The 25,759-nt window shown below is 51.3% G+C and carries 23 protein-coding genes; 18 read left to right on the forward strand and 5 right to left on the reverse strand.

All coding sequences use genetic code 11. The features are described 5' to 3' along the window. Position 1: 1 nt before the first annotated feature. Positions 2-574 (reverse strand): STAS domain-containing protein, encoded by a 573-nt coding sequence (locus LQZ19_RS06410; RefSeq protein ID WP_411046835.1) that lies wholly within the window; start codon positions 572-574, stop codon positions 2-4. Between the two features lie 3 nt (positions 575-577). Continuing rightward, entirely contained in the window at positions 578-1,012 is a 435-nt protein-coding gene (locus LQZ19_RS06415) for an ATP-binding protein (protein ID WP_411046836.1), read from the reverse strand. Between the two features lie 106 nt (positions 1,013-1,118). On the opposite strand from LQZ19_RS06415, the gene LQZ19_RS06420 reads away from it, so the two are divergent. Together LQZ19_RS06420 and LQZ19_RS06425 are read left to right on the forward strand one after the other, a co-directional pair. Then, entirely contained in the window at positions 1,119-2,357 is a 1,239-nt protein-coding gene (locus tag LQZ19_RS06420; RefSeq protein ID WP_411046837.1) for a two-component system sensor histidine kinase NtrB, read from the forward strand. Further along, positions 2,357-3,715, forward strand: a complete 1,359-nt coding sequence (locus LQZ19_RS06425; RefSeq protein ID WP_411046838.1) for a sigma-54-dependent transcriptional regulator — start codon at positions 2,357-2,359, stop codon at positions 3,713-3,715. Before LQZ19_RS06420 ends, LQZ19_RS06425 begins: the two co-directional genes overlap by 1 nt. A 79-nt stretch (positions 3,716-3,794) precedes the next feature. On the opposite strand, the gene LQZ19_RS06430 is transcribed toward LQZ19_RS06425, so the two are convergent. Beyond that, positions 3,795-4,100, reverse strand: a complete 306-nt coding sequence (locus LQZ19_RS06430; RefSeq protein ID WP_411046839.1) for a helix-turn-helix domain-containing protein — start codon at positions 4,098-4,100, stop codon at positions 3,795-3,797. A gap of 108 nt (positions 4,101-4,208) precedes the next feature. Here LQZ19_RS06430 and LQZ19_RS06435 point away from each other — a divergent pair, with 108 nt between their 5' ends. Together LQZ19_RS06435 and LQZ19_RS06440 are read left to right on the forward strand one after the other, a co-directional pair. Next, positions 4,209-4,835, forward strand: coding sequence for a penicillin-binding protein activator LpoB (locus tag LQZ19_RS06435; RefSeq protein WP_411046840.1), 627 nt, complete (start codon positions 4,209-4,211; stop codon positions 4,833-4,835). A 56-nt stretch (positions 4,836-4,891) separates the two neighbouring features. Continuing rightward, positions 4,892-6,271 carry a COG3014 family protein gene (locus LQZ19_RS06440; protein WP_411046841.1) on the forward strand — a complete coding sequence of 460 codons (1,380 nt, stop codon included), beginning with the start codon at positions 4,892-4,894 and terminating at the stop codon, positions 6,269-6,271. A gap of 54 nt (positions 6,272-6,325) precedes the next feature. Here LQZ19_RS06440 and LQZ19_RS06445 read toward each other — a convergent pair whose 3' ends face one another. Further along, a complete protein-coding gene (locus tag LQZ19_RS06445) occupies positions 6,326-6,781 on the reverse strand; it encodes a J domain-containing protein (RefSeq protein ID WP_411046842.1) in 456 nt (151 codons plus the stop codon). A 110-nt stretch (positions 6,782-6,891) separates the two neighbouring features. On the opposite strand from LQZ19_RS06445, the gene LQZ19_RS06450 reads away from it, so the two are divergent. From LQZ19_RS06450 to LQZ19_RS06510, 13 genes are all read left to right on the forward strand, one after another. Then, positions 6,892-7,959, forward strand: coding sequence for an aldose epimerase family protein (locus LQZ19_RS06450; RefSeq protein WP_411046843.1), 1,068 nt, complete (start codon positions 6,892-6,894; stop codon positions 7,957-7,959). A gap of 93 nt (positions 7,960-8,052) precedes the next feature. Next, positions 8,053-8,667: a V-type ATP synthase subunit E gene (locus LQZ19_RS06455; protein ID WP_411046844.1), complete on the forward strand. Its 615-nt coding sequence runs from the start codon at positions 8,053-8,055 to the stop codon at positions 8,665-8,667. Between the two features lie 3 nt (positions 8,668-8,670). Then, entirely contained in the window at positions 8,671-9,306 is a 636-nt protein-coding gene (locus LQZ19_RS06460) for a hypothetical protein (RefSeq protein WP_411046845.1), read from the forward strand. Next, entirely contained in the window at positions 9,303-11,066 is a 1,764-nt protein-coding gene (locus tag LQZ19_RS06465; RefSeq protein ID WP_411046846.1) for a V-type ATP synthase subunit A, read from the forward strand. Before LQZ19_RS06460 ends, LQZ19_RS06465 begins: the two co-directional genes overlap by 4 nt. Positions 11,067-11,075: 9 nt before the next feature. Continuing rightward, on the forward strand, positions 11,076-12,374 hold the full coding sequence (locus tag LQZ19_RS06470) for a V-type ATP synthase subunit B (RefSeq protein ID WP_411046847.1): 1,299 nt from the start codon (positions 11,076-11,078) through the stop codon (positions 12,372-12,374). 8 nt (positions 12,375-12,382) lie between these two features. Further along, positions 12,383-12,985 (forward strand): V-type ATP synthase subunit D, encoded by a 603-nt coding sequence (locus tag LQZ19_RS06475; RefSeq protein ID WP_411046848.1) that lies wholly within the window; start codon positions 12,383-12,385, stop codon positions 12,983-12,985. Continuing rightward, on the forward strand, positions 12,982-14,940 hold the full coding sequence (locus LQZ19_RS06480; protein ID WP_411046849.1) for a V-type ATP synthase subunit I domain-containing protein: 1,959 nt from the start codon (positions 12,982-12,984) through the stop codon (positions 14,938-14,940). The genes LQZ19_RS06475 and LQZ19_RS06480 overlap by 4 nt, the downstream gene beginning before the upstream one ends. 13 nt (positions 14,941-14,953) lie before the next feature. After that, complete coding sequence (locus tag LQZ19_RS06485) at positions 14,954-15,391, forward strand: ATP synthase subunit K (RefSeq protein ID WP_026043575.1); 438 nt, start codon at positions 14,954-14,956, stop codon at positions 15,389-15,391. A gap of 21 nt (positions 15,392-15,412) precedes the next feature. Then, on the forward strand, positions 15,413-16,534 hold the full coding sequence (ispG, locus tag LQZ19_RS06490; RefSeq protein ID WP_411046850.1) for a flavodoxin-dependent (E)-4-hydroxy-3-methylbut-2-enyl-diphosphate synthase: 1,122 nt from the start codon (positions 15,413-15,415) through the stop codon (positions 16,532-16,534). 52 nt (positions 16,535-16,586) lie between these two features. Next, positions 16,587-17,717: a hypothetical protein gene (locus LQZ19_RS06495; RefSeq protein WP_411046851.1), complete on the forward strand. Its 1,131-nt coding sequence runs from the start codon at positions 16,587-16,589 to the stop codon at positions 17,715-17,717. A 51-nt stretch (positions 17,718-17,768) separates the two neighbouring features. Further along, a complete protein-coding gene (locus tag LQZ19_RS06500; protein WP_411046852.1) occupies positions 17,769-18,353 on the forward strand; it encodes an outer membrane beta-barrel protein in 585 nt (194 codons plus the stop codon). Between the two features lie 92 nt (positions 18,354-18,445). Further along, positions 18,446-19,516: a uracil phosphoribosyltransferase gene (locus tag LQZ19_RS06505; protein WP_411046853.1), complete on the forward strand. Its 1,071-nt coding sequence runs from the start codon at positions 18,446-18,448 to the stop codon at positions 19,514-19,516. Next, positions 19,513-20,550 (forward strand): tetratricopeptide repeat protein, encoded by a 1,038-nt coding sequence (locus LQZ19_RS06510; protein WP_411046854.1) that lies wholly within the window; start codon positions 19,513-19,515, stop codon positions 20,548-20,550. Before LQZ19_RS06505 ends, LQZ19_RS06510 begins: the two co-directional genes overlap by 4 nt. Positions 20,551-20,653: 103 nt before the next feature. Here the strand turns inward: LQZ19_RS06510 and LQZ19_RS06515 are convergent, their stop codons facing one another. Continuing rightward, the gene (locus tag LQZ19_RS06515) at positions 20,654-25,438 is read right to left on the reverse strand and encodes a hypothetical protein (protein ID WP_411046855.1); all 4,785 of its coding nucleotides are present in this window, start codon (positions 25,436-25,438) and stop codon (positions 20,654-20,656) included. Between the two features lie 25 nt (positions 25,439-25,463). Here LQZ19_RS06515 and LQZ19_RS06520 point away from each other — a divergent pair, with 25 nt between their 5' ends. Continuing rightward, positions 25,464-25,751: a DUF503 domain-containing protein gene (locus LQZ19_RS06520; protein ID WP_026043574.1), complete on the forward strand. Its 288-nt coding sequence runs from the start codon at positions 25,464-25,466 to the stop codon at positions 25,749-25,751. Positions 25,752-25,759: the final 8 nt, after the last annotated feature.

Genomic DNA, 25,759 nt, shown 5'->3' on the forward strand with positions numbered 1-25,759 from the left:
TTTATGCCGGTACTATTGGCGGCGGCGGCGGGGGTCGTAACACGGTCAATTTGCTTTTTTTCTCTATTTCCCGTGTAATTTCGAATAATTTTTCTTCAAATTTCGGGGTGGTGGTAGCTATCCCGGTCATGTCAAGTACGAATTCTGTGATCCCCCGGGCCTGCAGTTCCTTTATATGGTCGCTAAGGTCCCGGCCGGACTTCAGATCAGGATTGCCTGACATGGTTAAAACCGCTTTTGTTTCTGATTTTTCCTTTACCACAATGACATATTTTTCATCCTGAACAAAAAGGTCTATAAGGCCGACCACATTAAAAATTTCCCGCACCTCGGGGCTTATTTTACTAATGGTGAATGTGCCCTTCTTGGCGTTCATTTCTTTCATAATAGTAATAATTATCCGGATTCCCGCGCTGGAAAGAAATTTCAGTTCTGAAAGATCAAGGGTCAAATCGGTGGTCATAATTTTAATCTGTTTGAACCGTTTTTGTAACAGATCCCCCTCATTGGCATCCAACCTGCCTCTTATAGTGAGAATAAGTTTCGTTCCTTTTTGAACCTCTAGTATTTCCATGTTTTATCCCTGCTCCTTGTTGGAAATTAATTTTCGCAGGGTAAGAATATTCTTCTTGTCTATTCTTTCGTAGGTAACCGAATCCATCCATTTCCTTACTATATAGATGCCGAGTCCGCCAATCCGGCGATCCTCCATGGGGGCGTTTATATCAGGCGCACCCTGTTCCAGGGGGTTAAAGGGAATGCCGGAATCTTCAAACTGCATATACAGAGAGTGATCCTTAAAAGCAAGCCGGATAAGCGCCTGTCCCACCGCAGCGCCGTAAGCATAATCACAAATATTTATGAACAATTCTTCCGTGACTACCGCAACATGATTCTGCATTTTCCGGGGGCAATGCTCATAATCCATTTTCTCCGTAACCCAATCTATTACCGCGTCAAGGCCTTCGCGGGAAGCCGGCAGGCGTAATTCGGAATCGAAGGCAATCGCCATAATCCCGCTCCTTATAATTACTATATTATATGTTAAATAAAAATGCAATCCGGGTGAATACGGATTGCAAAAAACACCAGGAATGGTTATTTTTAGGGAAGATACCATGAGAGAATTTATTAAGCGGGCCTTACAAAAACTCAATAAGATGACCGGGGATCAGGTTCGGGGCCTGCTTTTTTCCGCCGCCGCCGAAATAGACCGCCTGGAAACGGTACTGGATTCCATCACCGAGGGTATCCTGGTTTGCGATACGGAAAACAACCTGGTATTGGCCAATAAATACGCCGAACGGATGCTTCCAATCAGCTCTTTCGAGCAGGGGAAGGTTCCCCTGTGGCAGGTGGTACGGGATGAAAAGATCCGGGATTTTTTTGAAATTACCCTGCAAAATGGCGACCGGGTGGAAGAGCGGGAATTCGATGTGGAGATAAATGGAACTAAAATTCCCGGGGTCTCCCGGCTGCTCAGTATCAGCGTTCTTCCCCTGGTAAAGGATCATCAAGTTACGGGTTCCCTCATCTATATTGAGGACATCACCGAAAGACGGATCAAGGAAGCCCAGCTCCGGCGGGCGGAAAACCTTGCCAGCCTCACCACCCTGGCTGCCGGTGTGGCCCACGAAATCAAAAACCCCCTGGGCTCCCTTTCCATACATATTCAGCTGATCCAGAAGGCTATGGCGGCGAACAAGGAAATATACTACAACGCCCATCCCAGTGGTATAGACGCCCTGGGCCAGGATCCCCGTTCGCATTTTGCAAATTTGGATAAGTATATTGGTGTGGTAAACGAAGAAATCGATCGTCTCAACCGGATCGTGGTAGATTTTCTGTTTGCGGTCCGTCCCATGAATATGGATTTCCGGGAAGGGGACCTCAATGTCCTCATAGAAGAACTGGCGGAGTTTGTCCGCTATGAGCTGGAAGAATCGGACATCAAATGCATTTTAGAACTTGATAAGAATCTTCCCCGGATCGGTTTTGACGAACGGTACATGAAGCAGGCGCTGCTCAATCTTATTAAGAACGCCCAGGCTGCCATGGAGGGGGGGGGAAAGCTTACCCTAAAAACCGAATTTCTGGATGGGGAAATCCAAGTCCTTGTGTCGGATACCGGTATAGGGATACCGGATGGAAATATTTCTAAAATATTTGAACCCTATTTTACCACCAAGGAAACAGGTTCCGGCCTTGGACTGACCCTGGTCTTTAAGATAGTTCGGGAACACCGGGGGGAGATCTCCGTAAAATCAAAGGAAGGGGGGGGAACCATTTTTAAAATCACCCTGCCCATACCTCAGAAGGAACGGAAACTCATCACCTTTGAAGGCGGAGAGGAATAATGCAATTTAGGATCCTCGTTGTAGATGATGAAAAAAATATCCGGGAAGGGCTCGCAGCATCACTGGAGATGGACGGGTACCAGGTTGAAACCGCTGCCGATGGGGATGCGGGGTTTAAACGCTTCCGGAAGGGCGACATCGACCTGATCATCACCGATTTACGTATGCCCGGCCTCAGCGGAGAAGAACTGCTCAAGAAGGTAGATTCGGAAACTCCGGGCATCCCGGTGATAGTCCTTACCGGTCATGGCACGGTGGAAAACGCCGTGGCTGCCATGCGGAACGGCGCCTACGACTTCCTCACAAAACCGGTGGACCTGGGCCATCTCTCCCTGCTGGTAAAGCGGGCCCTCCAGAGCCGGGAACTGCTCCTCAAACACCGTCGGCTCGAAGAAGAACTGGCCCACGAAAAACAGTTCAGAACCATGGTGGGCACCAGCGCCCCCATGCGCCAGGTCTTTGATACCATAAGCCGGGCCGCCCCCTCCAAAGCTTCGATTCTTATCACCGGAGAATCCGGCGTGGGGAAGGAACTGGTGGCGGACGCCATCCACGATCTTTCCCCCCGTAAAGGCAAGCCCATGATCAAGGTCCACTGCGCCGCCCTTGCCGCCAGCATCCTGGAGAGCGAACTCTTCGGCCACGAGAAGGGCTCCTTCACCGGCGCAGTATCCCGAACCCGGGGCCGTTTCGAGCTCGCCCATGAGGGGACCCTCTTCCTGGACGAGATCGGCGAAATCGATCAGAACATCCAGATAAAGCTTCTGCGGGTACTCCAGGAAAAAAAGTTTGAACGGGTAGGGGGAGAGGAAACCATCGAAGTTGATGTCCGCATCGTTGCTGCGACCAACAAGGACCTCAAGGCGGAAATTGAAAAGGGCAATTTCCGGGAAGACCTCTACTACCGTCTCAATGTGGTCAATATCCTGGTCCCCCCTTTACGGGAGCGGAAGGACGATCTTCCCCTGCTTATTACCGCTTTCCTCAGGGAGTTTGCCGAGGAAAACGGCAAAACCCTGGAGGGTATAGACGACAAAGCCCGGGCAGCCCTTTACGCCTACGACTGGCCCGGTAATGTCCGGGAACTGCGGAACTGTATGGAAAGCGCCGTGGTTATGACTCGCGGTCAGGTGATTACCGCGGAGGATCTCCCACCCACGGTCCGTACCCAGAACGACTCGGGTTGGATCAGGATACCTCTTGGAACCACCATGGAAGAGGCGGAGAAGATCATCATTCGGGACACCCTTTCCGCCCACAAGGGCAACAAGAGCAAAGCCGCGGAAATCCTGGTCATGGGCCGCAAGACCCTGCACCGGAAGTTAAGCGAGTGGGGGGAGGATGACGGCGGGGAGTGAAGAGGCTTCTGTAAAAACTAGGAGCTATTCCTTGAAGTTGCAAAATATGGGCGTTTAGTAACCTTAAGGCTAGAAAATTCTAATTATGTAAAAATTTATCGATTTCTTTGTCAAGAATTGACAGGATCTTCTTTTTTTCCCTTTGTATTTCATCTTCCCTTTCCTTGCCCAGCTTTTGGGGCGCTTGAAAGAAAACAAGGGGCTCCACATCTAAGGCTTCCGCGATTCGCGCGATCGTGGAGAGTTTAGGCACATTCCGGTAGATTTCCATTAATCCGATATAGCTTGTTGCGGTATTACAGGCTTCCGCAAGCTTTTCCTGTGAAATTCCTTTTTCTTTGCGAATCCGCTTGATGTTATCAATAACAAGCCGTTCTAAATCCATCTCTATATTACTATTGATATAAAACTATAATGATTATTGACATAATTGATATAAGACTATATTATATTTGATATAATTATTTTCTGAGATTTTAAGGAGGAACCGGTAATGAAAAAACGTGTTTTGATTTTGGTTCTGGGAATCATGGCCATTGCCCTGATAGCCAGTTGTAGCTCAAGCCCTAATGTTGCCCGGGTTAATTCCGATACCCAGATCGATTTAAGCGGTCGTTGGAATGACACGGATGTACGGTTGGTATGTGAAACTCTCATCAATGCCAGTCTGGAATCACCGCGGGTGGCCCAATACATCCAGCAATATGCAAAAGCCCACCAGGGTAACCTTCCTACGGTAATCGTTGGGGCTTTCCGGAATACTAGCAGCGAACATATCGATACATCGATCATTTCCAAAACAATGGAAATTGCCATTGTAAACTCCGGAAAGCTTGATTTCGTTGCCGGTGGAGATACCCGTAACGAACTGCGGGCCGAACGGGGGGATCAGCAGTCTAACGCAAGCGAGTCTACCGCATCGGCGTTGGCTAACGAGACCGCCGCCAATCTTATGCTCACCGGTTCGGTGAAATCCATGGTTGATAGGGCTGGGAACACCTCGGTACGTTCATATTTTGTCAGCGCCGAAATGACCAATATTGAAAATAACACCCGTCTATGGATGGGTGAAAACAACGATATAAAAAAAGTCATTAAACAACCTAAGGCGAAAATCTAGTTCGGTGATGTTATCCATTTTAATGGTGGAAAAATTTATATTAAAGGAAGGAACCGATGGAATTACTAAAAACGGTAAAACGGGTTTTCTTTGTGACTGCCTTGAGCATTGTGCTCTTTGCATGCGCCACAAAGTCGGATGTGTATAAGGACATTGACAAAGGGATTACCGGTGGCAACTACGATAATGCCCTTGCTTTTATTGTCAAGGGTCAGGAGAACACAAAGAAGCCCATTTACCCTGCGAAAAATGCAATCATGCTTTATCTCGACAAAGGCATTATTGAGCATTATGCGGGGAAATATAAAGATTCAGCCCAGGATCTTGAAGAAGCGGAGCGTCTTATTCAAGAAGCGTATACAAAAAGTGTGACCGCGGATATTACCTCCTATATTGCGAATGATAATACCAAGGACTATCCGGGCGAGGATTATGAGGATCTCTATATCAATGTCTTTAGTTCTCTGAACTATTATCACCAGGGAGATCTCGAAGGCGCGGGAGTTGAAATCCGCAAACTTACTGAAAAATTGGTTTCCCTGTCCGATAAATATGCATCAGGTGGCTCTAAGGTGATAGACTGGTTGAAAACACAGCTTGACGGTTCAATTAATCCGGTTTTCCCCAAAGGCAAGCCGGTTAATTTTTCTAACTCCGCTCTAGCCCGTTATTTAAGCGCCATAATCTATCGCGGCGAAGGGGAAGCAGACCACGCCAGAATTGATTTTGTCGAACTTACCAAGGCATATGCAGCCGCTCCGGCGATTTACTCAACTCCTCTTCCCGCTTCTCTGAAAGTATCCGGTGAACCGGGCTATGAAACCAACGAAGAATTATCAATATCTCAGGGCAAAGCGCGTCTCAATGTTATTGGTTTTGCGGGGTTAGCTCCGGTAAAAGAAGAGGGTCTTTTTACGGATGATTTTAGTTTCTTAAAGTACAGTGATTTGCAGACTCCGACTTTTAAGATACCCATTATTGTCAAAAGACCAAGCACTGTTAGCCGCATTGAAGTAACTATTAATGGGGGAAACACATTTAATCTTGATCTGCTCGAAGATATGGGGGCCGTTATGGAAGAAGCCTATAACGCTAAATTTACCTCTGTCTTTTTTAAGACCTACATTCGCACCTTGATTAAATATGTTGCTGCCGATGCGGCGGCGCAAGCCGCTCAAGATAAAGCCCCGGCAGCCTTGGGACCCAAGGCTGGGGCGGCTGCTGCGGTGGGAGCAAAAAAAACTGCGGATGCTACGGAAGGCGCAGATATTCGTTCAGGGCGTTATTTTCCGGATAAAGCATTTGTTGGTGGTGTAACGCTGGACCCCGGTACTTATACTATTACACTAAACTTCGGAACTGAAAAGGTCACCCTTGAAAATGTAAAAGTTGAAGCTGGAAAACTCAATTTAGTTGAGGCAGTGAGCCTAAAATAGTTGTTGAGCCATTGCAAAACCAATTGGTTTTTGCAATGGCTTTGTAATGTACCTTTATTCCGCCTTCCCCGTTGTCCGCCATTTTTCTATCCGGTCATAGGCCGCGTTTATCCTGGCTGATTTTTCCGTAGCCTTTTTCATGTTCCCCTCATGTCCTGCGTGCCGGTCCGGGTGGTGCAGTTTCAGGAGCCGCTTGTAAGCAGCCTTACACTCCTCTGCGGAGGCGCCAAAGGGAACCCCCAGGGCATCAAAATCCCCCCTAAGGCTCTCTGGCGGAGTCTTACTGTCCACATTTCCGGCGCTGCCTCTCTGGCTGAAACTGTTTTCCCAGGTATCCGTCCGGCCGTCGGCCTTATCCTTCCCGTCCAGGAAATCGTTAAGTTCCTCATACGCTGCATCCAGATCCGGATCGGCGTAACGCCGTCCCGCAGAAGGACCGGCGGAAAAACCAGGCCCTGTATCATTGAGATAGCTTTTTATAACATCGCTTAGACGATCAAAAATCCCCACGGACTCACTATACCCTTCCCCTATATCAAAAACAAGAACCCCATTCCACCGTAGACGCAGGTATATTTCCGGGTTAAACTAGTTTTATATTTCTTCAAAGGGGAAGACCCATGAAAATTAGTAAAAAGACCTTCGGCGTACTTGCTTCCGGAAAGAAGGTACGGCTCTATACCTTGAAAGCAGGAGATTTGTCCCTATCTATCTCTACCCTGGGGGCAACCTGGACATCCCTATTGGTTCCATCGTCAAAAAAAAGAACCGACGATGTGCTCTTAGGCTTTTCCACGCTGGCAGGGTATGACACCCCGAAAAACTATGTGGGGGCAACCATCGGGCGTTTTGGCAATCGTATAGGCGGGGCGCGATTTGCCCTGAATGGTAAGGTCTACGATCTGTATAAAAATGATGGGGAGCATAGTCTCCACGGCGGTTGGCGGGGGTTTGACAAACTTCTTTGGAAGGCCGAAGCCTATGAGGAGCAGGACGGTGTCTTTGTCCGGTTTGAATTGGAAAGCCCTGATGGTGATGAGGGTTACCCGGGGAACCTAAAAGCGGTGGTAAGCTACGGTCTTACTAAATCACAGGAACTGGTGGCGGATTATCAAGTCCAGGTGGATACCCAATGCCCGGTAAATCTTACAAACCATGCGTATTTTAACCTTGCCGGGGAAGGCAGGGGGAATATCCTCGACCACGAGCTGCAAATTCATAGTTCTTCCTACGTTGATGTGGATAAAAACCTCATCCCAACGGGAAAATTGCTTCCCCTCCGGGGCGGTTCCGGAACCACCGGTCCCTTCGATTTTACGGTCAGAAAGCCCATAGGCCGGGATTTTAAGGGTACCCTGGGAACCAATGGGACCAATGGACCCGGCTATGACCATTGTTTTGTTTTGGACGGCGATCCGGGCAAGCTGCGGCCCTGTGCGGATGTTTTTGAACCTCTTTCCGGCCGTTCCATGCGGGTTTTTACCACCCAGCCGGCGGTTCAGTTCTATACGGGGAATTTCCTGGATGGGCTTGTCGGGAAGGAAGGTTCGGTATACAACAGACATACCGGGTTTTGCCTGGAGACCCAGTATCTGCCGGATTCTCCGAATCATGATGAATTCCCTTCCTGCATCTTCGGACCCGGCCGGGATTACCATGAACGGTCTATTTTTTCGTTTGGTTGGTAATTTTGTATTTTTTTTTTGATTTTTATTTAATGGCCTTGCATATTTCACTTGTAGCCGATACAATTTCATTTGTTGTTATTTAAAGAGGAGCTTATGGAAATTCAACTTCAAGAACTTATTGATAAGATAAAAAAGGACGGAATTGTTTCCGCTTCAGAAGAAGCCGCCCGTCTAAAGTCCCAGGCCGATTCCGATGCCAAGCGGATAGTGGAATCCGCCCAGCGGGAAGCCGAGGGGATCATCGCCAAGGCGAAGACGGATTCGGAGCGCTTCGAAAAGGCCGGTACCGCCGCCCTGGAGCAGGCTTCCCGGAACCTTGTCCTTGCTTTTAAAGGTGAAATTGAGGCCTTACTGGGCAAGATTATTACCGCCAAGACGGCTTCCTCCTACGGCGAGGACACCCTTAAAGCGATAATTCCGGAATTAGTAAAAAGCTGGGTCGCCAAGGGCGCCGATTCTTTGGATCTCATCCTGAGCGAAGATAGTCTCAATAAACTCCGGTCCTATTTCAATGATCAGCTCGCTTCTGAGATAAATAAGGGTGTTGAGTTAAAATCAGACCGTAATTTGGGCGCCGGTTTCCGCATTGCCAACAAGGATGGGGCCGCATATTACGATTTTTCCGCCGAATCCGTGGCGGAATTGCTTTCGTCCTATCTTAATCCCCGTTTAGCGGAGATACTTAAGACCTCAGCAAAGGGAAACTAAGCCGTGGGTTCCTACTATTACTTAGCAGCCCAGCTCCCCAACCTCGTCTATGGTCAGAGCGCACCCATGACTTCCGTATATTTTCGGGAGTTGGCCAAGTCTTTGCTAAATGCCGAAGACGGCGCCCTGTTGGATGTGGTCAACCTGGACCCGGAACTTCCGGGGAAAAATGCTGCAGGCGATGGACGGCCCTCCTATGCGGAGAACGCCTCCGCTTCGGGCAGTGATTTCATCGACCGGTGGCGGGAATGGGAACGGGCTCTGCGTCTTAACGTAGCCCGGTACCGCGCTCAGCGGACGAAACGGGACAATGCCGCCCCGGTGGAGCCCCCCATACATCCGGCGGATGCCGTAGCTGCCGCGGTTAAAGCCGCTGTGGCCGTGGAATCCCCCCTGGAAGCGGAAATGGTTCTGGATAAGGCCCGGTGGGAAGCCATCGGTTATTTACAGGGATTAGATAACTTCAGCCGAAACGTTGCGTACGCCTATCTGCTCAAGCTGCTCATCCTGGAGCGGCGTGCGTCGTTTAAAACGGAAGAAGGATTTAAGGAATATAAAGCACTCTACGCCGCCATATTGAACGGCGCACAGTCGAGTGTACTCGGACCGCTAGGTCCGTCCGTGGGAGAACCTAAATGATCGGAACAAAAGGTACAGTGGAAGCCGTTAACGGCAATATGGTGAGCGTCCGTTTTGACGGGCCTGTCTCCATGAACGAAGTAGGCTTTGTCAAGGTTGCGGACAAACAGCTTAAAAGCGAGGTCATCCGCATCAGGGGTGATATTTCCCAGCTCCAGGTCTTCGAGGTTACCAAGGGTATCGCCGTGGGCGATACGGTGGAATACACCGGGGATATGCTCTCGGTGGAAGTAGGCCCCGGTCTTTTAGGCCAGGTTTACGACGGCCTTCAGAACCCCCTGCCCAAACTGACGGCGGTGGCGGGTATGTTCCTGGAACGGGGCATCTATCTGGACCCCCTGCCCTCAGATGTGGCCTGGGAATTTACCCCGGTTGCGAAAGTAGGCGATACGGTTGAACGGGCGGATACCCTGGGTACGGTGCCGGAAGCGGCCTTTACCCACCGGATCATGGTTCCCTTCGGCCTGTACGGTACCTATACCGTGGTTTCCATAAAAGGCCCCGGTTCGTATAAGCTTCGGGACACCATTGCGGAGCTCAAGGATGAAAAGGGAAATACCGTCCCGGTAAGTCTCTCCTTCCGCTGGCCCGTAAAGCGCCCCATAGACTGTTTTGTGGAACGGTTTAAGCCCACGGAGCCCATGGTTACCCGTGTCCGGCTTATCGACACCTTCTTCCCCGTAGCCCGCGGCGGTACCTACTGTATCCCCGGACCCTTCGGCGCCGGCAAGACCGTTCTCCAGCAGATCACCAGCCAGAATGCAGACGTGGACATCGTAATCCTCGCCGCCTGCGGTGAGCGCGCCGGTGAAGTAGTGGAAACCCTCAAGGAATTCCCCGAATTAAAGGATCCTAAAACCGGTCACTCCCTGATGGAGCGGACCATCATTATTTGTAATACCTCTTCCATGCCCGTTGCTTCCCGGGAAGCTTCGGTATACACCGGGGTGACCCTGGCGGAATATTACCGGCAGATGGGGCTTAACGTCCTGCTCCTGGCGGACTCTACCAGCCGTTGGGCCCAGGCCATGCGCGAAATGTCCGGCCGCTTGGAAGAAATCCCCGGTGAGGAAGCGTTCCCCGCTTACCTGGAATCCACCATCGCCAGCTTCTACGAAAGGGCCGGTACGGTCCGGCTTCGGGATGGGAACATCGGGTCCGTAACCATAGGCGGTACGGTCAGCCCCGCGGGCGGTAACTTTGAAGAGCCCGTTACCCAGGCAACCTTAAAGGTCGTCGGCGCCTTCCACGGTCTTTCCCGTGAACGTTCCGATGCCCGTAAGTTCCCCGCTATTCACCCCCTGGATTCCTGGTCCAAGTACAAGGGCATTATAAACGCAGAAAAAGTGAGCTATGCCCACAGCTTTATGCGCCGCGGCAGTGAAGTAGAGCAGATGATGAAGGTCGTCGGCGAGGAAGGAACCAGTATTGAAGACTACGTAATCTACCTCAAGGGCGAGCTTATCGACTCGGTGTACTTTCAACAGAACTCCTTCGACGCGGTAGACGCTGCGGTCAGCCCGGAACGGCAGAAGCACAGTTTTGCTTTGCTTCTTAAGATAATGGCTTCCCAGTTTAGCTTCCCGGATAAAAACGAAGCCCGCAGTTGGTTTAACCGGCTCAGGCAGAAATTCTTGGATTACAATGGATCGGAATGGCAGAATGATAAATTCAAGGCCCTGGAAAAGGAAATTGAATCCACCGTGGCCGAACAATCCAAGGGCCTGGATAAAGCGGCCGAAAAAATACTTGCGTTATAGGACGGAGTCATGAACAAAGTATATAGTAAGATCGAATCCATTACCGGAAGCGTTATCACCGTCAAAGCCGAGGGTGTCCGTTACGGGGATCTCGCCGAGGTGGACACCGTATTCGGCACTTCCCTGGCGGAAGTTAACCGCCTGAATGGGGATCTGGTTTCCCTCCAGGTATTCGCCGGAGGCCGGGGTATTTCCACCGGCGATACGGTCCGTTTCCTGGGCCGGCAGATGCAGGTACCCTTTTCGGACAACCTCATGGGCCGGGTATTCTCCGGTTCCGGAACCCCCCGGGATAACGGACCTGCCCTGCATGATAATCCCATACCCATAGGCGGACCTTCGGTTAACCCCGCCAATCGTATTATTCCCCGGAATATGATCCGCACCGGTATCCCCATGATTGACCTCTTCAACACCCTGGTGGTGTCCCAGAAGCTGCCTATCTTCTCGGTCTCCGGTGAACCCTACAACGACCTCCTGGCCCGCATCGCCATGCAAGCCGAAGTAGACGTTATCGTTCTGGGTGGTATGGGTCTTAAATACGACGACTACCTCTTCTTTAAAGATACCCTGGAAGAGGGAGGCGCCCTTTCCCGTACGGTGATGTTCGTGCACACCGCATCGGACCCCACCGTAGAATGTTTGATGATTCCCGATATGTCCCTGGCCGTGGCGGAACAGTTTGCCCTCCAGGGCAAGGACGTTTTGGTCCTCCTTACGGATATGACCAACTTTGCGGACGCCATGAAGGAAATCTCCATCATCCAGGAGCAGGTTCCTTCCAACCGCGGTTACCCCGGAGACTTGTATAGCCAGCTCGCCAGCCGCTACGAAAAGGCGGTCGACTTTGAAAGCGCCGGTTCTATCACCATCCTTGGGGTAACTACCATGCCCGGCGACGACGTCACCCACCCGGTGCCGGACAATACGGGGTACATCACCGAAGGTCAGTACTACCTTAAGAATGGCCGTATCGAACCCTTTGGTTCCCTCTCCCGGCTTAAACAACAGGTTAACGGTAAAACCCGGGCGGACCACCGGGCTCTCATGGACGGTATGATCAAACTCTACTCAGCCTACCGGGATACCCTGGAAAAGAAGGCCATGGGCTTTATCATGACTCCCTGGGATGCAAAGCTCCTCAAGTACGGGGAACTCTTTGAAAAGAAGATGATGGACCTTACGGTCAACATACCCCTGGAAGGGGCCCTGGATCTGGGTTGGGAAATCCTTTCGGATTGTTTCAGCCCCGAAGAAACGGGACTGCGGACCGAACTTATTACGAAGTTCTGGCCTAAGAAGGACTAAGCGGACCTATGGCAAAGATAAAGCTGACTAAGAATGAGCTTAAAAAGCAGAAAGACTCACTCAAGATGTATCAGCGGTATTTGCCGACCCTGATGCTCAAGAAGCAGCAGCTTCAGGGTGAGATTCGTACCACCGAAATTCGGATCAAGGAACTGAGGGAAGAAAAGGACCTTATGGACGAGTCCTTTAAAAACTGGGTAGGTGTTTTCGGTGAAACCGGTGTTTTTGTTCCGGCGCTCTTGAAGATTACCAGCCTCAGGACTTCGGAAGGAAACATTGCCGGTGTGTCCATACCCATATTCCAGGGCGCGGATTTTGAGGTCGCCCCCTACGACTTAGCCCGCACGCCCCTGTGGCTTGATGTGGCGGTGGAGAAGATGGAGCAGGTAATACTCCTGGATTTGGAAGCGCAGATCCTGGAGGAACAGCGTAAGCGCCTGGACCACGAGTTACGGGTTACTACCCAGCGGGTGAACCTCTTTGAAAAGATTAAGATTCCTGAGACTAAGGGAAGTATAAAAAAGATTGGCGTCTATCTTGGGGATCAGCAGACCTCTGCGGTAGTGCGGGGCAAGATCGCCAAGAGCGGATTGGAGAAGGCAGCGAAATGATCGTACCTATGAAGAAAGTGTCCCTGGTTATCCAGGATAAGACACAAATTGAAGCCCTTACCAAGCTGCGGGAACTAGGGGTGGTGCATCTGGAGCGGAAAAACGTTTCCTCCGATTCGCTGTCCAAGGTATTTGAACGGAAGACCAGGGTGGAAACCGCTCAAGGCCTTCTCCGGCAATATAAGGCGCCTCCTAAGAAAAAGCCCGATACGAGCAAAGGGTGGGTGGATCGTAAGCCGGTTGCCGGCGTTTCCAGAGGCCGGCGGGCTGCGGATATACTTGGAAAAGAAGATTCGGAATTTTACTCCATAGATGCGATCAATGCCCCCGAGCGGCCGGATCTGGTGAATTTGCTGGTGGGTTGGGGTAAGGATCTTAAAGCTTACCAGGATCGTTTGGCGTTTTTAGCCCGGGAAACTACCCGGCTTAAGAACTGGGGGAGTTTTACCCCCGAATCCCTCAGGGACCTGGGGGCAAGCGGTGTAAATATATATCTTTATGAGTTGATCCCCTCCGCTTTTGTGAATCTTCCGGAGGATACCAAGTATATCCTCAAGAACCGGGATAAGGGTTCGGTGCGGATTATCGTTTTTGACAAGGAATTACCCGGGGTCTCTCCCATACAACTGCCGGAGAAATCCCTTTCCGAACTCAACGCCGAAGCGGCGGAATTGCCCGGTAAGATTGCGGAAATTGAAGGGAAGTTAAAGAACTTTGCGGATCGCAAGTCGGCGCTGGATAAGGAAATGGCCATTGTTCAGGGCCGTATTGATTTTGAAGTGGCCCGGGCGACCCTGGAATTGGTGGACGATATCCCCGAGGATCTTGCCGTTTCCTATTTCTCCGGTTTTGCCCCCCAGGAAGATGTGGGCCTCTTAAAGCGGGCCGCTGCGGAAAACAACTGGGCCCTCATCGCCGACGATCCGGAGCCGGACGAAGAAGTACCAACCAAGCTTAAAAATAACAAGCTGGTAAGCCTCCTCTATCCTCTTACGGACTTCCTGGAAACCGTTCCGGGCTACCACGAGGTAGACATTTCCGGCTGGTTCCTGTTCTTCTTCTGTATTTTCTTCGGCATGATCTTTGGTGACGCAGGTTACGGCTTAATCCTCTTCGCAACCGCCCTGTTCGGTATTTTCAAAACCGCTAAAAAGGGTACCCCGCCAATCTTTAAGATGATGCTCCTCTTGAGTATTTCTAACGTGATATGGGGTATTCTTACCTGTTCCTGGTTCGGGCTTCCTTTGGAAATGGTTCCTGGGGCGCTTAAGAATATATCCCTGCCCCTCATATCAAGTGCGGAGGCGGCAAAATCCCCGGAAGCTTCGGCGCTGGTGGATCAGAATTTGCAGATATTCTGTTTCTCCCTGGCATTGCTGCAGTTGTCCATTGCCCATGTGATAGGCATTATCAGAAATATAAAGGAAAAGTCCCTCAAGTTTTTTGCCGACCTTGGTAACCTGGCCATGCTTTTCGGTATGTACAACGTGGTTCTCTTCCTGGTGGTCAGTAATGATTATCGGCCCATCCCCTTCCTGCCCCAGTCAATGTATCTGCTCATAGGCGGCTTTGTTCTGGTCTTTGTGTTCGGCAGCTACGAGGGAAGTATACTGCGGTCCCTTGGGGCAAGCTTCTCAAATATCATCTCGGTGATTTTGGGGATTACCAATGTGTTCTCCGATATCATGTCCTATATCAGGCTTTGGGCGGTAGGGCTTGCGGGGGCTTCAATCGCCTCCACGGTGAACAGTATGGTCGGTCCCTTGCTGGGGAGTTTCCTGGTTTTCCTAGGCCTCGTCCTGTTGTGTTTCGGTCATGGATTAAATCTTGTTCTCAATGTATTATCAGTATTAGTCCATGGGGTTCGTTTGAATACCCTGGAATTTTCAAGTCATTTGGGTCTGACATGGTCGGGCACTGCATATAGACCGTTTGCTGAAACGGCAAAAAAGTAAATAGGAGTAAGTCATGAGTTTTGGATTATTAGGAGCAGGTCTTGTAATGGGGATTGCCGCCCTGGGCTCGGCACTGGGTATCGGTATTGCCGGTCAGGCAACAATCGGCGCATGGAAGAAATGCTACATAGCCAATAAACCGGCGCCGATGACTCTGCTTGCATTTGCGGGCGCACCGCTGACGCAGACTTTCTACGGTTTTATTTTGATGGGGCAAATAAAGACGGCGGTTGCCGCGAATCCTGAAAACGCATGGCTTTATGTCGGTTTCGGTTTTGCCTCCGGTTTAGCCATGGCCTTTTCCGCCATAGCCCAGGGTCAGGCAGGCGCTGCGGCTGCGGATGCTCAGGGAGAAACCGGTAAGGGTTTTGCCCAGTACATCGCGGTGGTTGGTATCTGCGAAACCGTCGCCCTGTTCGCCATGGTTCTCTCCATGACCAGCTTAGGCTAAGAAGAAGAGTTTCCTTACAAAGTGTCCCGGGTCCAAACTATTGGTGGTTTTGATCATGTGGATGCTATAAAGTTAGGCGGTAGTTTTCCTGTGGTTGTTCAAACCATGTGGAAGGACCGTCTTTCTTTTTCTGATCTGGAAGGTTCCGCCGGGGAACAAGTCCTGGAACGGATAGGGCGGCTTAAACAGATGGGCTGCGCTCTCCTCCGCTTTGCGGTTCCGGACTTGGCCGCCGCCGAGGTTCTTGGGGAGCTTGCCTCCCGGGTTTCCATGCCCCTGGTGGCGGATATTCACTTTGATTATAAAATCGCCCTTCGTTGTCTTGATTACCCAATAGCAAAGATACGCATTAATCCCGGTAATATAGGCAGCCGGGACCGGGTGGAGAAGGTTTTGTCCAAAGCCGCCGCAAAGGGCATACCCATCAGGATTGGGGTGAACGCCGGAAGCCTGCCCCGGGACTTGGCAGCCGGTGTTGATGCGGGGGAGCTGAGCCGGGCGGAAGCTTTGGTTAGCGCTGCGGAGCGGGAACTGGCAATCTTCAGGGAATTCGATTTTTCCGCCTGCCTGGTGTCCATGAAAGCATCTTCGGTTGCGGATACTATCAGGGCGAACAGGCTTTTGGCGGAGCGGACCGATGCGCCCCTTCATATAGGGGTTACCGAAGCGGGGCCCCTTATCGCCGGGGTGGTGAGGAATACTGTGGCCCTCCATACCTTGCTTGGAGAAGGCATAGGGGATACCATCCGCGTTTCCCTGTCGGATACCATGGAAAACGAGGTGATCGCCGGCAGGGAGATACTGAATACGGCGGCGGAAACTTCAGAACGCGCCGGGGAACGGCAAGGAGCGGCGGGGAAAAAGGGGATTACCATTGTTTCATGCCCCCGCTGCGGCAGGAACGGATTTGATACCCACGGCTTTACCCGGCGCTGGCAGGATACGCTGTACGCCATGGACAAGAACCTGACCGTTGCTATTATGGGCTGCGCGGTAAACGGCCCCGGGGAAGCCAGACATGCCGATCTGGGGATAAGCGGCGCGGGAAACAAGGTGCTGATCTTCCGGCATGGCGAGGTAATCCGGACCATTGACGCCGCCGATGCGGACGCAGCCTTCCGGGAAGAGCTGGACCGTTTGTAGAAAGGGTGGTTTTTTTTATCCGGCTGGGCTACAGTAGAGAAAGGGAGCGTTGGTGAGAAAAACAATCTTGTTATCCCTTCATATCATCATTATTTTATTCTTTAGCTGTATTCCGGCCTTTGCCCAAAGACAGGCGGATCGTCCCTATTGGTATACCCTGGAACGGGGTAAGCGTTATTTCAGAAGCGGCGACTACGGGGAAGCGCTTATAGCCTTTGTGGAAGCCCGGGATCAACGGAGGGCTATGTATACCCGGATGGAGCAGGATCTTATTACCCTTCTGTCCATACCGGAGGTTCGCCGCATGGGGGACTCCCTGGAACTGATAGAGCCCTATATCGCCGAACGGGGACATATAGACGCGGCGGCGGCCCTGGCGGAACTGTATTATCGCCTTCCCAAGGAATCTTTCAATGATTCCGCCCAGGCAGCTCTGGAAGCCATTGGCCGTTATAAGGAATTCCCCGACGCCGAATACTGGATTGGTGAGGCCTACAGGGTAGAAGGGGAGTTGGGGATAGCCCTTAGGCAGTATGAAAAGGCCTATGAACAGCGGATTTTGCTGGAAACCCCGGGATTTGACCTTGAGATCCTGTATAAGATTGTGGATATCCACCGGCTCAGGCAGGAATATACCGCCATGGAAGAACGGCTCCTGGAAATCCTTAAACGGGATACCCTTTGGTCCCAGGATTCTTCTTCCTTTGTCAGAACCGCCATGATGCGGACCCTGGAGAATGAAGGGGTGAGCCGGTTTTTGACCCTCTATCGCTATAATAACCAGGATGTGGAACGGGCTCACCGGCTTTTGGGGCTTTATTACCATGCCCTGGGCCGGGATAACCGGGGGGTGGAACACCTGCTTTTTGCCTTTTTAATTCAGAATAGTATAATGGTCGAGGAGATCCTCAGGACTCAATTCGATTTTTCCTTTAGTACCCTGGACTTGCTTATAGCGCAGACCCCCCGCCGGCCGGCTTTGCTTTCATATATCGAAGAGGTTGAATACTACAAAACCATATACTATTTGGGTACCAGCCTGAACGGGAGCGGCAAGCTGCCCCCCGCACGGGAGCTCTGGGCCTTTCTGTCCCGTCGTGGCGCCGCTGCAGGAGAGTGGAGTACCCGGGCTTCCTCCCAACTGCGGAGCCCCTTCCTGGAACGGGCCATCGAAATGCCCTAGGGCATTGCTTTCTGCCGTATAAGAAATTATGATTTATATCAGGAGTAAATAATGAAAAATTTGTTTTTTGCCTTGGTTTTTTGTTTAGGTATTACCGGAATTTCTCTATTTGCCTTTGAACCGGAGGATCTTACTAAATATCCGAGCGCAGTGCCGGCGAACAGCTTTGCGGCAAATATCGGTATTGGCTTTAACTCTCCGGAATATGGGGATTTAACAGTACCGCCGCTTTCAGCTTCCTTGGATTATAATCTGCCTATTCGTGGTTTACCCTTCTTTGTGGGCGGTATCGTGGGATTTTATGGTTCCTTTGCGGAGTCGGGAGCCGGAGCCACTAAAATAGAGAGCAGCTATACCGTATTCGATATTGGCGCTCGTTTTGGATACCACTTCAATTGGGGTGTGGACGGCCTTGATACCTATGCCATTGCGACCCTGGGACTGGCGCTGGAATCTGCACAAGTGAAATGGGGTTCATATTATAACAGCGGTGATACGACTGATTCCGATACGTCTCTCCTTTTTGGGGTGGCCATTGGAGCTCGTTGGTTCTTTACGCCTGTTATAGGGGTATTTTTGGAATTGGGATACAGCGCGCTGTCTTTTGCCTCCACAGGGCTTAGTATCCATTTTTAGTCGATTAAGAAAACATTAGAAAAGTCTCCCGGAAATATCGGGGGCTTTTTTTTTATCGCCCTTCCTGGTATGGTATACGATAGGGGTTAAAAATGAACAGGGTCGTTTTAAAAGCGGAAGATTTGGATGGGTACCTTACCGAATCGGATAAGAATTATCTGGCGAAAATGGATACGGTGTATCAGGAGGCGCTGGGATGTTTTAATATCCTGAGCCGAACCAGTTCCGTGGCGGAACGGAAGCAGGCGGAGGATACCCTTATCGCTCTTTATAACGACATGGGCGGTATGATGCAGGAAATCTGCAAGGAAGGTACGGGCATCCAGGTATATTCCTTTTTAACCCCCAACGAAAGCCATGCCGAGGCGTCCCGGCTTATCGCCAAGCTCCGGGATGTGCGGACCGAAAACCAGGAATTTGTGTACTACATCCAGCGGGCCTATGAGATGCTCTTCAAGCTTGCCTATGGAGGGAAGACCGGGGAAACGAAGAATCACCTTATTGTTAAGACCCCGGTGACCGTTCCGGCGCAGAACTATGCGGTCCATAAGATCACCAATATTGACAGCCGTATTGAAAATACGGTGATGTGCGTCATGCTCCGGGGGGCGCTGCTCCCTTCGATGATCATGTCCAAGGAGATACAGGAATATTCCTCCCACGGATATGTAACCCCCTTTGCCCTGTTTCGGATACGCCGGGACGATTCCAAACATGAAAACGATATGGAATACATCCTGGATCTGGACCGGTCCTACTTTAAATTAGCGGATCTTGACGGCAAGGATCTGGTTTTTGCGGACCCCATGAACGCTACCGGGGGAAGTTTGGTAACTGTGGTAAAGTACCTCCTGGACCAGGGTATTAAGCCCCGGTCGGTTCATTTTTTAAACGCCATCGCTGCCCTTAAGGGGGCTCTCCGGGTGGTTAGGGCTTTGGAGAACTGCCAGGTTTATACCCTCTGGATGGACCCGGTACTGAACGACGCTGCGTATATTATGCCCGGCCTTGGGGATGCGGGTGACCGTATCAACGGTAAGGATATGGATGAGTATCCCCGGAATATCATTCAGCTTGTTGCGGATTACGGGTCCAATATAGCAAAACTGTACCGGGCGCAGCTTCGGGAAATTGAGCATACGGTTCTCGGCATACATAAATGAAGACAGTAATACTATTTTTTAGTATCGCTTCTCTTTGTTTTTCCGGCTGCGTCTCCCGGGGGGTAGCCTCTGCGGAGGAGTACTTCTCCATTGGCATGGCTTATTTTGATCTGGGAAAATACGCGGAGGCGGAAAAGTGGCTGAACCGTGCCCGTTCGATTGATAAAACCAAGACTGCTTCCGAATACAACCTGGGCAGGATAGCCTATGAAACAGGCCGTTTTGATGATGCGGTTAAATATTTTGACCGGGTCCTTGCACGGGACAAGGATAATGTGTTGGCCCTCAAGTCTGCGGCCTATTCGCGGATAAAGACCGGGGATCTTAGCAAGGCGGAGGCACTGTACGGCAGGGTTCTGGAACTGGAACCGGACAGTGTTGACCAGGGATATAATTATGCCCTGGTGCTGATGGCCATGGATAAGCCGGAAAATGCGGAAGCGGTTCTGCTAAAATACAAACTTACCATGGCGGATAATAAGGATACGCTGCTCCTCCTGGCACGGACGCAAAAGGCGCAGAACAAGGTGGAAGCGATTGATGCCTATAGTCAATGGCTTGCGGAAACCAACGATACAAAAGTACGGTACGAATATGCCCAGGTATTGGAATCCGGTCAGTTTTACGCGCGGGCTTTGGAGGAATACAGGACGGTGGTCACCGCTCTTCCCCAGGGTCAGCCCGTCTCGGACGCTACCCCAAAGGATCCGAATGCCCTTGAGCGGACAGCGGTTCGTTTTATTATCGCCCGGCTTTTGCTCATCGCCGACCCGGAAAAGGATGACGGTATCAAAGAATTGGAAACGGCGGTAACCGAGGGCTTTACTGACATAGAAAAGCTAACAACCCTGCTTGATGAAACGGGCATTTCCACCGCCCATAAAGATGAGATTCGCCGGGTTATTGACGGCATTAGCAAGACTGCGGCAGAGAAGGAAGCCGCAGAAAAAGAGGCGGCGGAGAAAGAAGCGGCGGAAAAGGCGGCGGCAGAGGCTGAAGGCAATGTACCGGTCGATCCCGATACTTCTTCATAGGAATTTTAACCGCAAAGTCGCAGAAGGCGAAAAAAATAAAAAGAAAAAAATAAAAAAGAATCCCCCCTTGTTCGACTTCTGCGACTTTGCGGTTTTTATTCTTTTAGAAACTAATATTTAGTGTTGTTCCAATAGTGGCGATGAAGGACAGTATATCTGTGGCCGAATCATGGGCGATGTTTAATTTTCCGAAGGCGGAAAGGGAAAGCCGCCCAAGGATACGAATTATAGATTCGTGTCCAAGAATTATCGACAGCTTTGGATCATCCGCTGTGGTATCAATAACCAATTCCAGAGATTCCAGCCTTAAACGTTCGTATTCCATTTGAGAAATTCGGGAGAGGGCAGGCCAGTTAGTACTGTTCTGTACTTTGCCGCAGTACCAGTCATAGAGAAGCCCAAGGAGGGTTTTTTTTGCCGGTACGGTCCATTCCAGGGTAAATCCGTCAAGAATACCGAAACTGTTTTCCGCTGTGCCCGCCGTAAGGGTATTGGAAAGGGACAGGATCGATCCCGTAAAACCAAAAAAATTCAACCCAAGTTCATCCTGAAAACGCCAGGATAGGGATTCATTTTTAGGAACATTCACTGCGGCGATCAGGGTATGGCGGAATTCATCGGTTTGGTAAAACGTAAAAAGCGGAACTGTCCCCAGGGAGCCGAAGATATTGATGGAGGAAAAACTTAAGGATGTGCCATAGGAGAGCATATCCAAGGGGGTATCCAGTTTTTTCTCCAGGGTACGGGTGATTCCGGCGTTTATTTCCCGGGGCATGAGAAAAGAGGAAAGGCCGAAACGTTCCGGCAGGTAAAGGGTAATGGCGGATCTGTCCGTGAAGATGCCCGCATCAAAAAGATACGCCGAACCGGATTCTTCCTGAGCTCTTGTTATATCGCTTCCCCAATGGGGATCATAGAGGGCATATAGGGGTATTGCGTACCATAGGGGGAGTGAATCCTCCAGGGCTTCGGTATATTTGGAGAGGTCATCCGAGATATCCCTTCCTGCGTAACGTAAATTCCGCCGGAAGTACCGCTCTTCCCGGAAACGGAGCCGGTAGCTGCCCAGGCTAAGGGGAAATTCAACCTGTCCCCTGGTTTCCGATTGGGTTATGGGAGTAGTTTTTATAACGTTTGACAATCCCTCAAGCGATAGTTCAATCCCCAATGGCGCCGTTGCAAGATTTGTTTTGAACAGCGCCGCCGCTTCACGCTTAGACGCATTTGATCCCGGATCGATTACCATGTCCGGCCAGCTCTGTATCCATGTTTCACCGTAATTGCTAAGCGGTCTCCCAATAGAATTTTCTGTCCACTTTGCGGAAGATCCCAGGGAAAAGCCCAGTGGAAAAGCAGGGCGGTCGTTCATCCCCAGAGCTGCCTGCCATTGCCGTTCCAGTTTTTCATCTTCATAGTTAAGTTTGGATTCCATATTGGAATACAGCGTTGTTGTGAGGTCCAGGCCAAGGTCGTGAAGCATGGCGTTGTCCAGGGGAGAATCTGAAAAGGATTCGCGAAACGCAAAGGGACCCCAGGACCGGGAAATGCCATGGCCCGCACTCCAGTTGTTATCATCCGTGGAAATGGCAAGGGTGAGATTTCCTTCCAGTTGGGTACCCAAAAAATTTATGTTTCCGGTAGATCTGCTTTCAAGTCCCGCAAACCTATCCGTTTCCGGGATAAATGGTTCCCCCCGTATGCCGGTCTCCAGGGCGGTACTTATACTAAGATCCTCCAGCACCGGTATATTCCCGTAACTGGCCAGGGTTCCTGTCTGGGTCCATTCTACCGACCCCCCGGCATTGGCGCGGTAAAATGAGACCGCATCCTCCAGAATAATCTCATCGATAGAAAAGCTGCCTTCCCGTAGTGTTGCTGCGCCGGTTGGCATGAGGAAGGCGGCCATATATGCCGCTTGGTCCGATGTTCCGTAGTTGTCCGCCTGATCCCCGCTGTTTTTTTTCAGTGCGTCCTGACGGTACTGTACATATTGGCTGCCCGATCCTTCCCAGCCGTTAACCGAGACCCGGCGTTCCCCCGCTCCGTAGCGGACCTCCACCTTTGTCCATTCACCGCCGGGAAGGGAAGCAAGGGCTGTTCCCGGAATGCGTACATCCAGGGCTAATTCCTGTTCCCGCTTAAGGGAATCCGGCCCGCGGCCCAGGATAAAGCGGAACTGGGTATTGTGTAAATCAGTTTTCGGTGTTTTTAAAAAAAAACTCAAGGTCCGGTAGTTTTCCAGCGGGATAGCCGCTGATCTGCCATCGGCCCCGGCGGCGTCGTAACCGAGCATATCTTCCCACCGGACTTCCAGGACCTGCTGCCGCGCAGATTCCGGATGGAGCCGGTTAATCATATCGGGGTACTTCGAACGGAGACCCGTATCGGACAATTCCGCCAGGGAAACCGAGCCCGCAGTATTAGTATCCGGAGCAGTTTTTATTTCGCCGCCGCTTACGGTAATGGGCCTCCAGGATGCGCCGTAAAGTACCGGCTTGCCAACCAGGACCCGGCCGGAAAAAGGAATGGAAGCGGTATTACTAACTATGAGGAAGCGCATATACCGGGCGCCCTGAAGTTTCCGGCGGTCCGCATCGGTTAGGTAGATTTTCCCCCTGCTTGTTTCCCAATTCCCTGATGGGGTATCCGTAAAATCAAGTAACACCCTTTCTACTATGAGATCCGGGTTTTCCGAAACCGGAGTATCCTTGTCCGCCATGGAACCGAACTGAACCACCAGTTTTATTGTACCCGCCGGGGGAGGGGGTCCGTAAAAGCGGAAGGGGACAATGAGCTGCCGGGCCCGTTCCAGAAGCTCCCCTTCGGTTCCCAGGGGAACCTGAAACCCGGTCCAGGTTTTTATATCACCATCCAGATCTTCCGGTTCTGCGGCAAAAACTTCGTTGTATACAGAATCTCTAACCGGATAGGGGCCGCTTTTCTCCGCAATAAAGCTGCTACCGATCCAGTCTATGGGCATGAGGCTGGTAGAACCGAGAATATCCGTATTCCGGTAATTCCGGTAAACCAGATTCGCCCTTTTGCCTCTCTCATAGTTCTTTGGAGTTTCGGAAATAAAAAGGGAGGAACTCGGGACTGAAAGTACTATTTCTGAGCTTCCCTCCATGCCGGCAATGCGGTAGAGGCCGGTGGTATCGGATTGTTCAAAGCCCAACCCCAGGGTAAGAGAGGCCTTGAGGCGTTCAAAGTTCCAATCCGCCCTTCCCCCCAATCCCACGGTTCCCGGGCTGGAGGCGCTTTGTTCGGAAAAGGATTCCCCGGGGACATTCCAGCGTAGGCCTATGCCCAGGCCGGATGAGAAGGGGCCGCCGGGGCTATAAACCGCTCCGATACCCGCGGCAAGGCTTCCAAGGCGGGTTTCTTCGCTCCGTTTAAGATAGGTAATCCGGATTACTTCCGAGGGACCCACGGGATTTTTAAGCTGAACCGTACCGCTTCCGGCGTTATAAGAAATATTCGGATCCGAAAGGCCTCCGCGGAAAACCTCCACTGATCCGGGAACTACATCGGTTCCAATATCGTAGATCCCGGCGGGACCGTAATTGGTAAAACGGATGGTCAGGTCCTGGTTAAATTTACTTCCCCCGGGCAGGTAAATTGCGGGGGAACTTATCAGAGGCCAGCGGGTTTTGGCATCCCTGGGGTCTGTCAAACTAGTTTGATTAACTAGTTCGAATATTCCCCGCTGAATTTCCGGAACCGGGAGCAGGGGAAGATTGGCGGATACCAGGGTATCAGTTAGCGGCAGCACCTCAAATCCGCTGATACGTTCACCGGTGGAGGCAGCGGCCAGTACAGCCTGGGCGGAACTGCTCGCTGGGGCGCTGTAGCGGCTTTGCCGCTCAAAGGGGGAGAAAGACCCCGGTTCGTAGATAACCAGGGCGCTGAGGCCGTTTATGACGGTAATACCGGGCTTTCCTGCGCCGCCTGGCTGGGGATAATCTTCGAGCTTTATATCTATCCGGGTGGAATCAAAATAGTCCTGAACTTCCCCAAGGAAACCGGTCTTGGCGCTATAAGTTCCCAAATCATCATCCGCGCCGGGGTAGCTTAGAGCCGCCATACCCTTAGGCTCTGCAGCCAGTTCCAGAAGGCCGTAACGGGCGCTTACACCATATTCACCGGGCAGGGCTTTCCGCCACCGGCGCCCGGAATTGTCCCAAAGATCCCCCTCCTTATCCTCAAGGTATACCACCGGGGAGGCGCTGATATTCTCCCGGGGGAGCACAAAGGACCGGCCCCTGAGTATGCTGCCCGGGGAAACCTGGGAATAGGTCCGTTCCCGGTTGCCCACAAAGATACGTTCCTCCCGGGCTGCGGCGTCATAGCGGAACATACTGTGGAGGGCCCAGGAACCAATGCCGAAACGGCCATAGACGCCGAAGGAATAGGCGGAATCGCCCCCTAAATCCAGGTAGGGAAACAGCGGGTAATCCAGGCCGGTATTTCCCACCCCCACGTACTGAATAACTTCTCCGTCCTTGCCCTGGTATCCGGCGCGATAGGTATTGAGATCATAATCATCCAGGAAGCCGGCTTCCAGAAACCAGCGCTCCCTGATCCATAAGGAAAGGGTAATGTCCGCTTCCTGGGCAAAAAGGATGGGAGAATCCACGGAAGCCGCTTGTAGGCCCAGGTCGCTATGGGATAAGCCCCAGCTGCCGGTGAGGGTTCCCTTCCAGGAACCCTTTAAAAACAGGGATACCTCCGAATCGCCCAGGTCAAAGCTTAGCAACTCCGGAGAAGCCTCTTCGCTGACCGCCTGACTCAGGCGATCCAGATCATCGTCCGCTGAAAGGACCGGAAGTACCCAAAGGAGAAAAAGTATTTTAAATATGCACCGTATGTCTCTTCGCAAAGCATACATTTATACTGTATAGTAATCTATAATAATGATTGTTTCTATGATACAGGTGATTTTTCAAATACCCGATGTGGACAGCATCAAGGCGAAACGGCAGATCGTTCGTTCCGTTAAGGATAAGCTCCAGCGCCGGTTCCACATGAGCGCCGCCGAGGTGGATCTCCAGGATTCCCTGTCCTTTGCCCAAATAGGCGGGGCTCTTGTGTCGAATTCCAAGGTCTTTGGGGAGACGGTACTCCAAAAGGCCTTTGCAATGATTGAAAACGAGGTGCCGGTCCGCATTCAGGATGTGAGCATCTACTCTGAAGAATTTTAGGGGATATT

The organism is Treponema primitia (assembly GCF_046533075.1).
Lineage (GTDB): Bacteria > Spirochaetota > Spirochaetia > Treponematales > Breznakiellaceae > Termitinema > Termitinema primitia_B.

Bases quoted from the DNA above. Each gene is read 5' to 3' on its own strand.
- LQZ19_RS06450 (WP_411046843.1), top strand. From the start codon at position 6,892: ATGAAAATTAGTAAAAAGACCTTCGGCGTACTTGCTTCCGGAAAGAAG.
- LQZ19_RS06520 (WP_026043574.1), top strand. From the start codon at position 25,464: ATGATTGTTTCTATGATACAGGTGATTTTTCAAATACCCGATGTGGAC.
- LQZ19_RS06515 (WP_411046855.1), bottom strand. From the start codon at position 25,438: ATGTATGCTTTGCGAAGAGACATACGGTGCATATTTAAAATACTTTTT.
- LQZ19_RS06505 (WP_411046853.1), top strand. From the start codon at position 18,446: ATGAACAGGGTCGTTTTAAAAGCGGAAGATTTGGATGGGTACCTTACC.
- LQZ19_RS06440 (WP_411046841.1), top strand. From the start codon at position 4,892: ATGGAATTACTAAAAACGGTAAAACGGGTTTTCTTTGTGACTGCCTTG.
- LQZ19_RS06500 (WP_411046852.1), top strand. From the start codon at position 17,769: ATGAAAAATTTGTTTTTTGCCTTGGTTTTTTGTTTAGGTATTACCGGA.
- LQZ19_RS06485 (WP_026043575.1), top strand. From the start codon at position 14,954: ATGAGTTTTGGATTATTAGGAGCAGGTCTTGTAATGGGGATTGCCGCC.
- LQZ19_RS06415 (WP_411046836.1), bottom strand. From the start codon at position 1,012: ATGGCGATTGCCTTCGATTCCGAATTACGCCTGCCGGCTTCCCGCGAA.
- LQZ19_RS06475 (WP_411046848.1), top strand. From the start codon at position 12,383: ATGGCAAAGATAAAGCTGACTAAGAATGAGCTTAAAAAGCAGAAAGAC.
- LQZ19_RS06425 (WP_411046838.1), top strand. From the start codon at position 2,357: ATGCAATTTAGGATCCTCGTTGTAGATGATGAAAAAAATATCCGGGAA.
- LQZ19_RS06465 (WP_411046846.1), top strand. From the start codon at position 9,303: ATGATCGGAACAAAAGGTACAGTGGAAGCCGTTAACGGCAATATGGTG.
- LQZ19_RS06435 (WP_411046840.1), top strand. From the start codon at position 4,209: ATGAAAAAACGTGTTTTGATTTTGGTTCTGGGAATCATGGCCATTGCC.
- LQZ19_RS06470 (WP_411046847.1), top strand. From the start codon at position 11,076: ATGAACAAAGTATATAGTAAGATCGAATCCATTACCGGAAGCGTTATC.
- LQZ19_RS06510 (WP_411046854.1), top strand. From the start codon at position 19,513: ATGAAGACAGTAATACTATTTTTTAGTATCGCTTCTCTTTGTTTTTCC.
- LQZ19_RS06410 (WP_411046835.1), bottom strand. From the start codon at position 574: ATGGAAATACTAGAGGTTCAAAAAGGAACGAAACTTATTCTCACTATA.
- LQZ19_RS06455 (WP_411046844.1), top strand. From the start codon at position 8,053: ATGGAAATTCAACTTCAAGAACTTATTGATAAGATAAAAAAGGACGGA.
- LQZ19_RS06480 (WP_411046849.1), top strand. From the start codon at position 12,982: ATGATCGTACCTATGAAGAAAGTGTCCCTGGTTATCCAGGATAAGACA.
- LQZ19_RS06420 (WP_411046837.1), top strand. From the start codon at position 1,119: ATGAGAGAATTTATTAAGCGGGCCTTACAAAAACTCAATAAGATGACC.
- LQZ19_RS06430 (WP_411046839.1), bottom strand. From the start codon at position 4,100: ATGGATTTAGAACGGCTTGTTATTGATAACATCAAGCGGATTCGCAAA.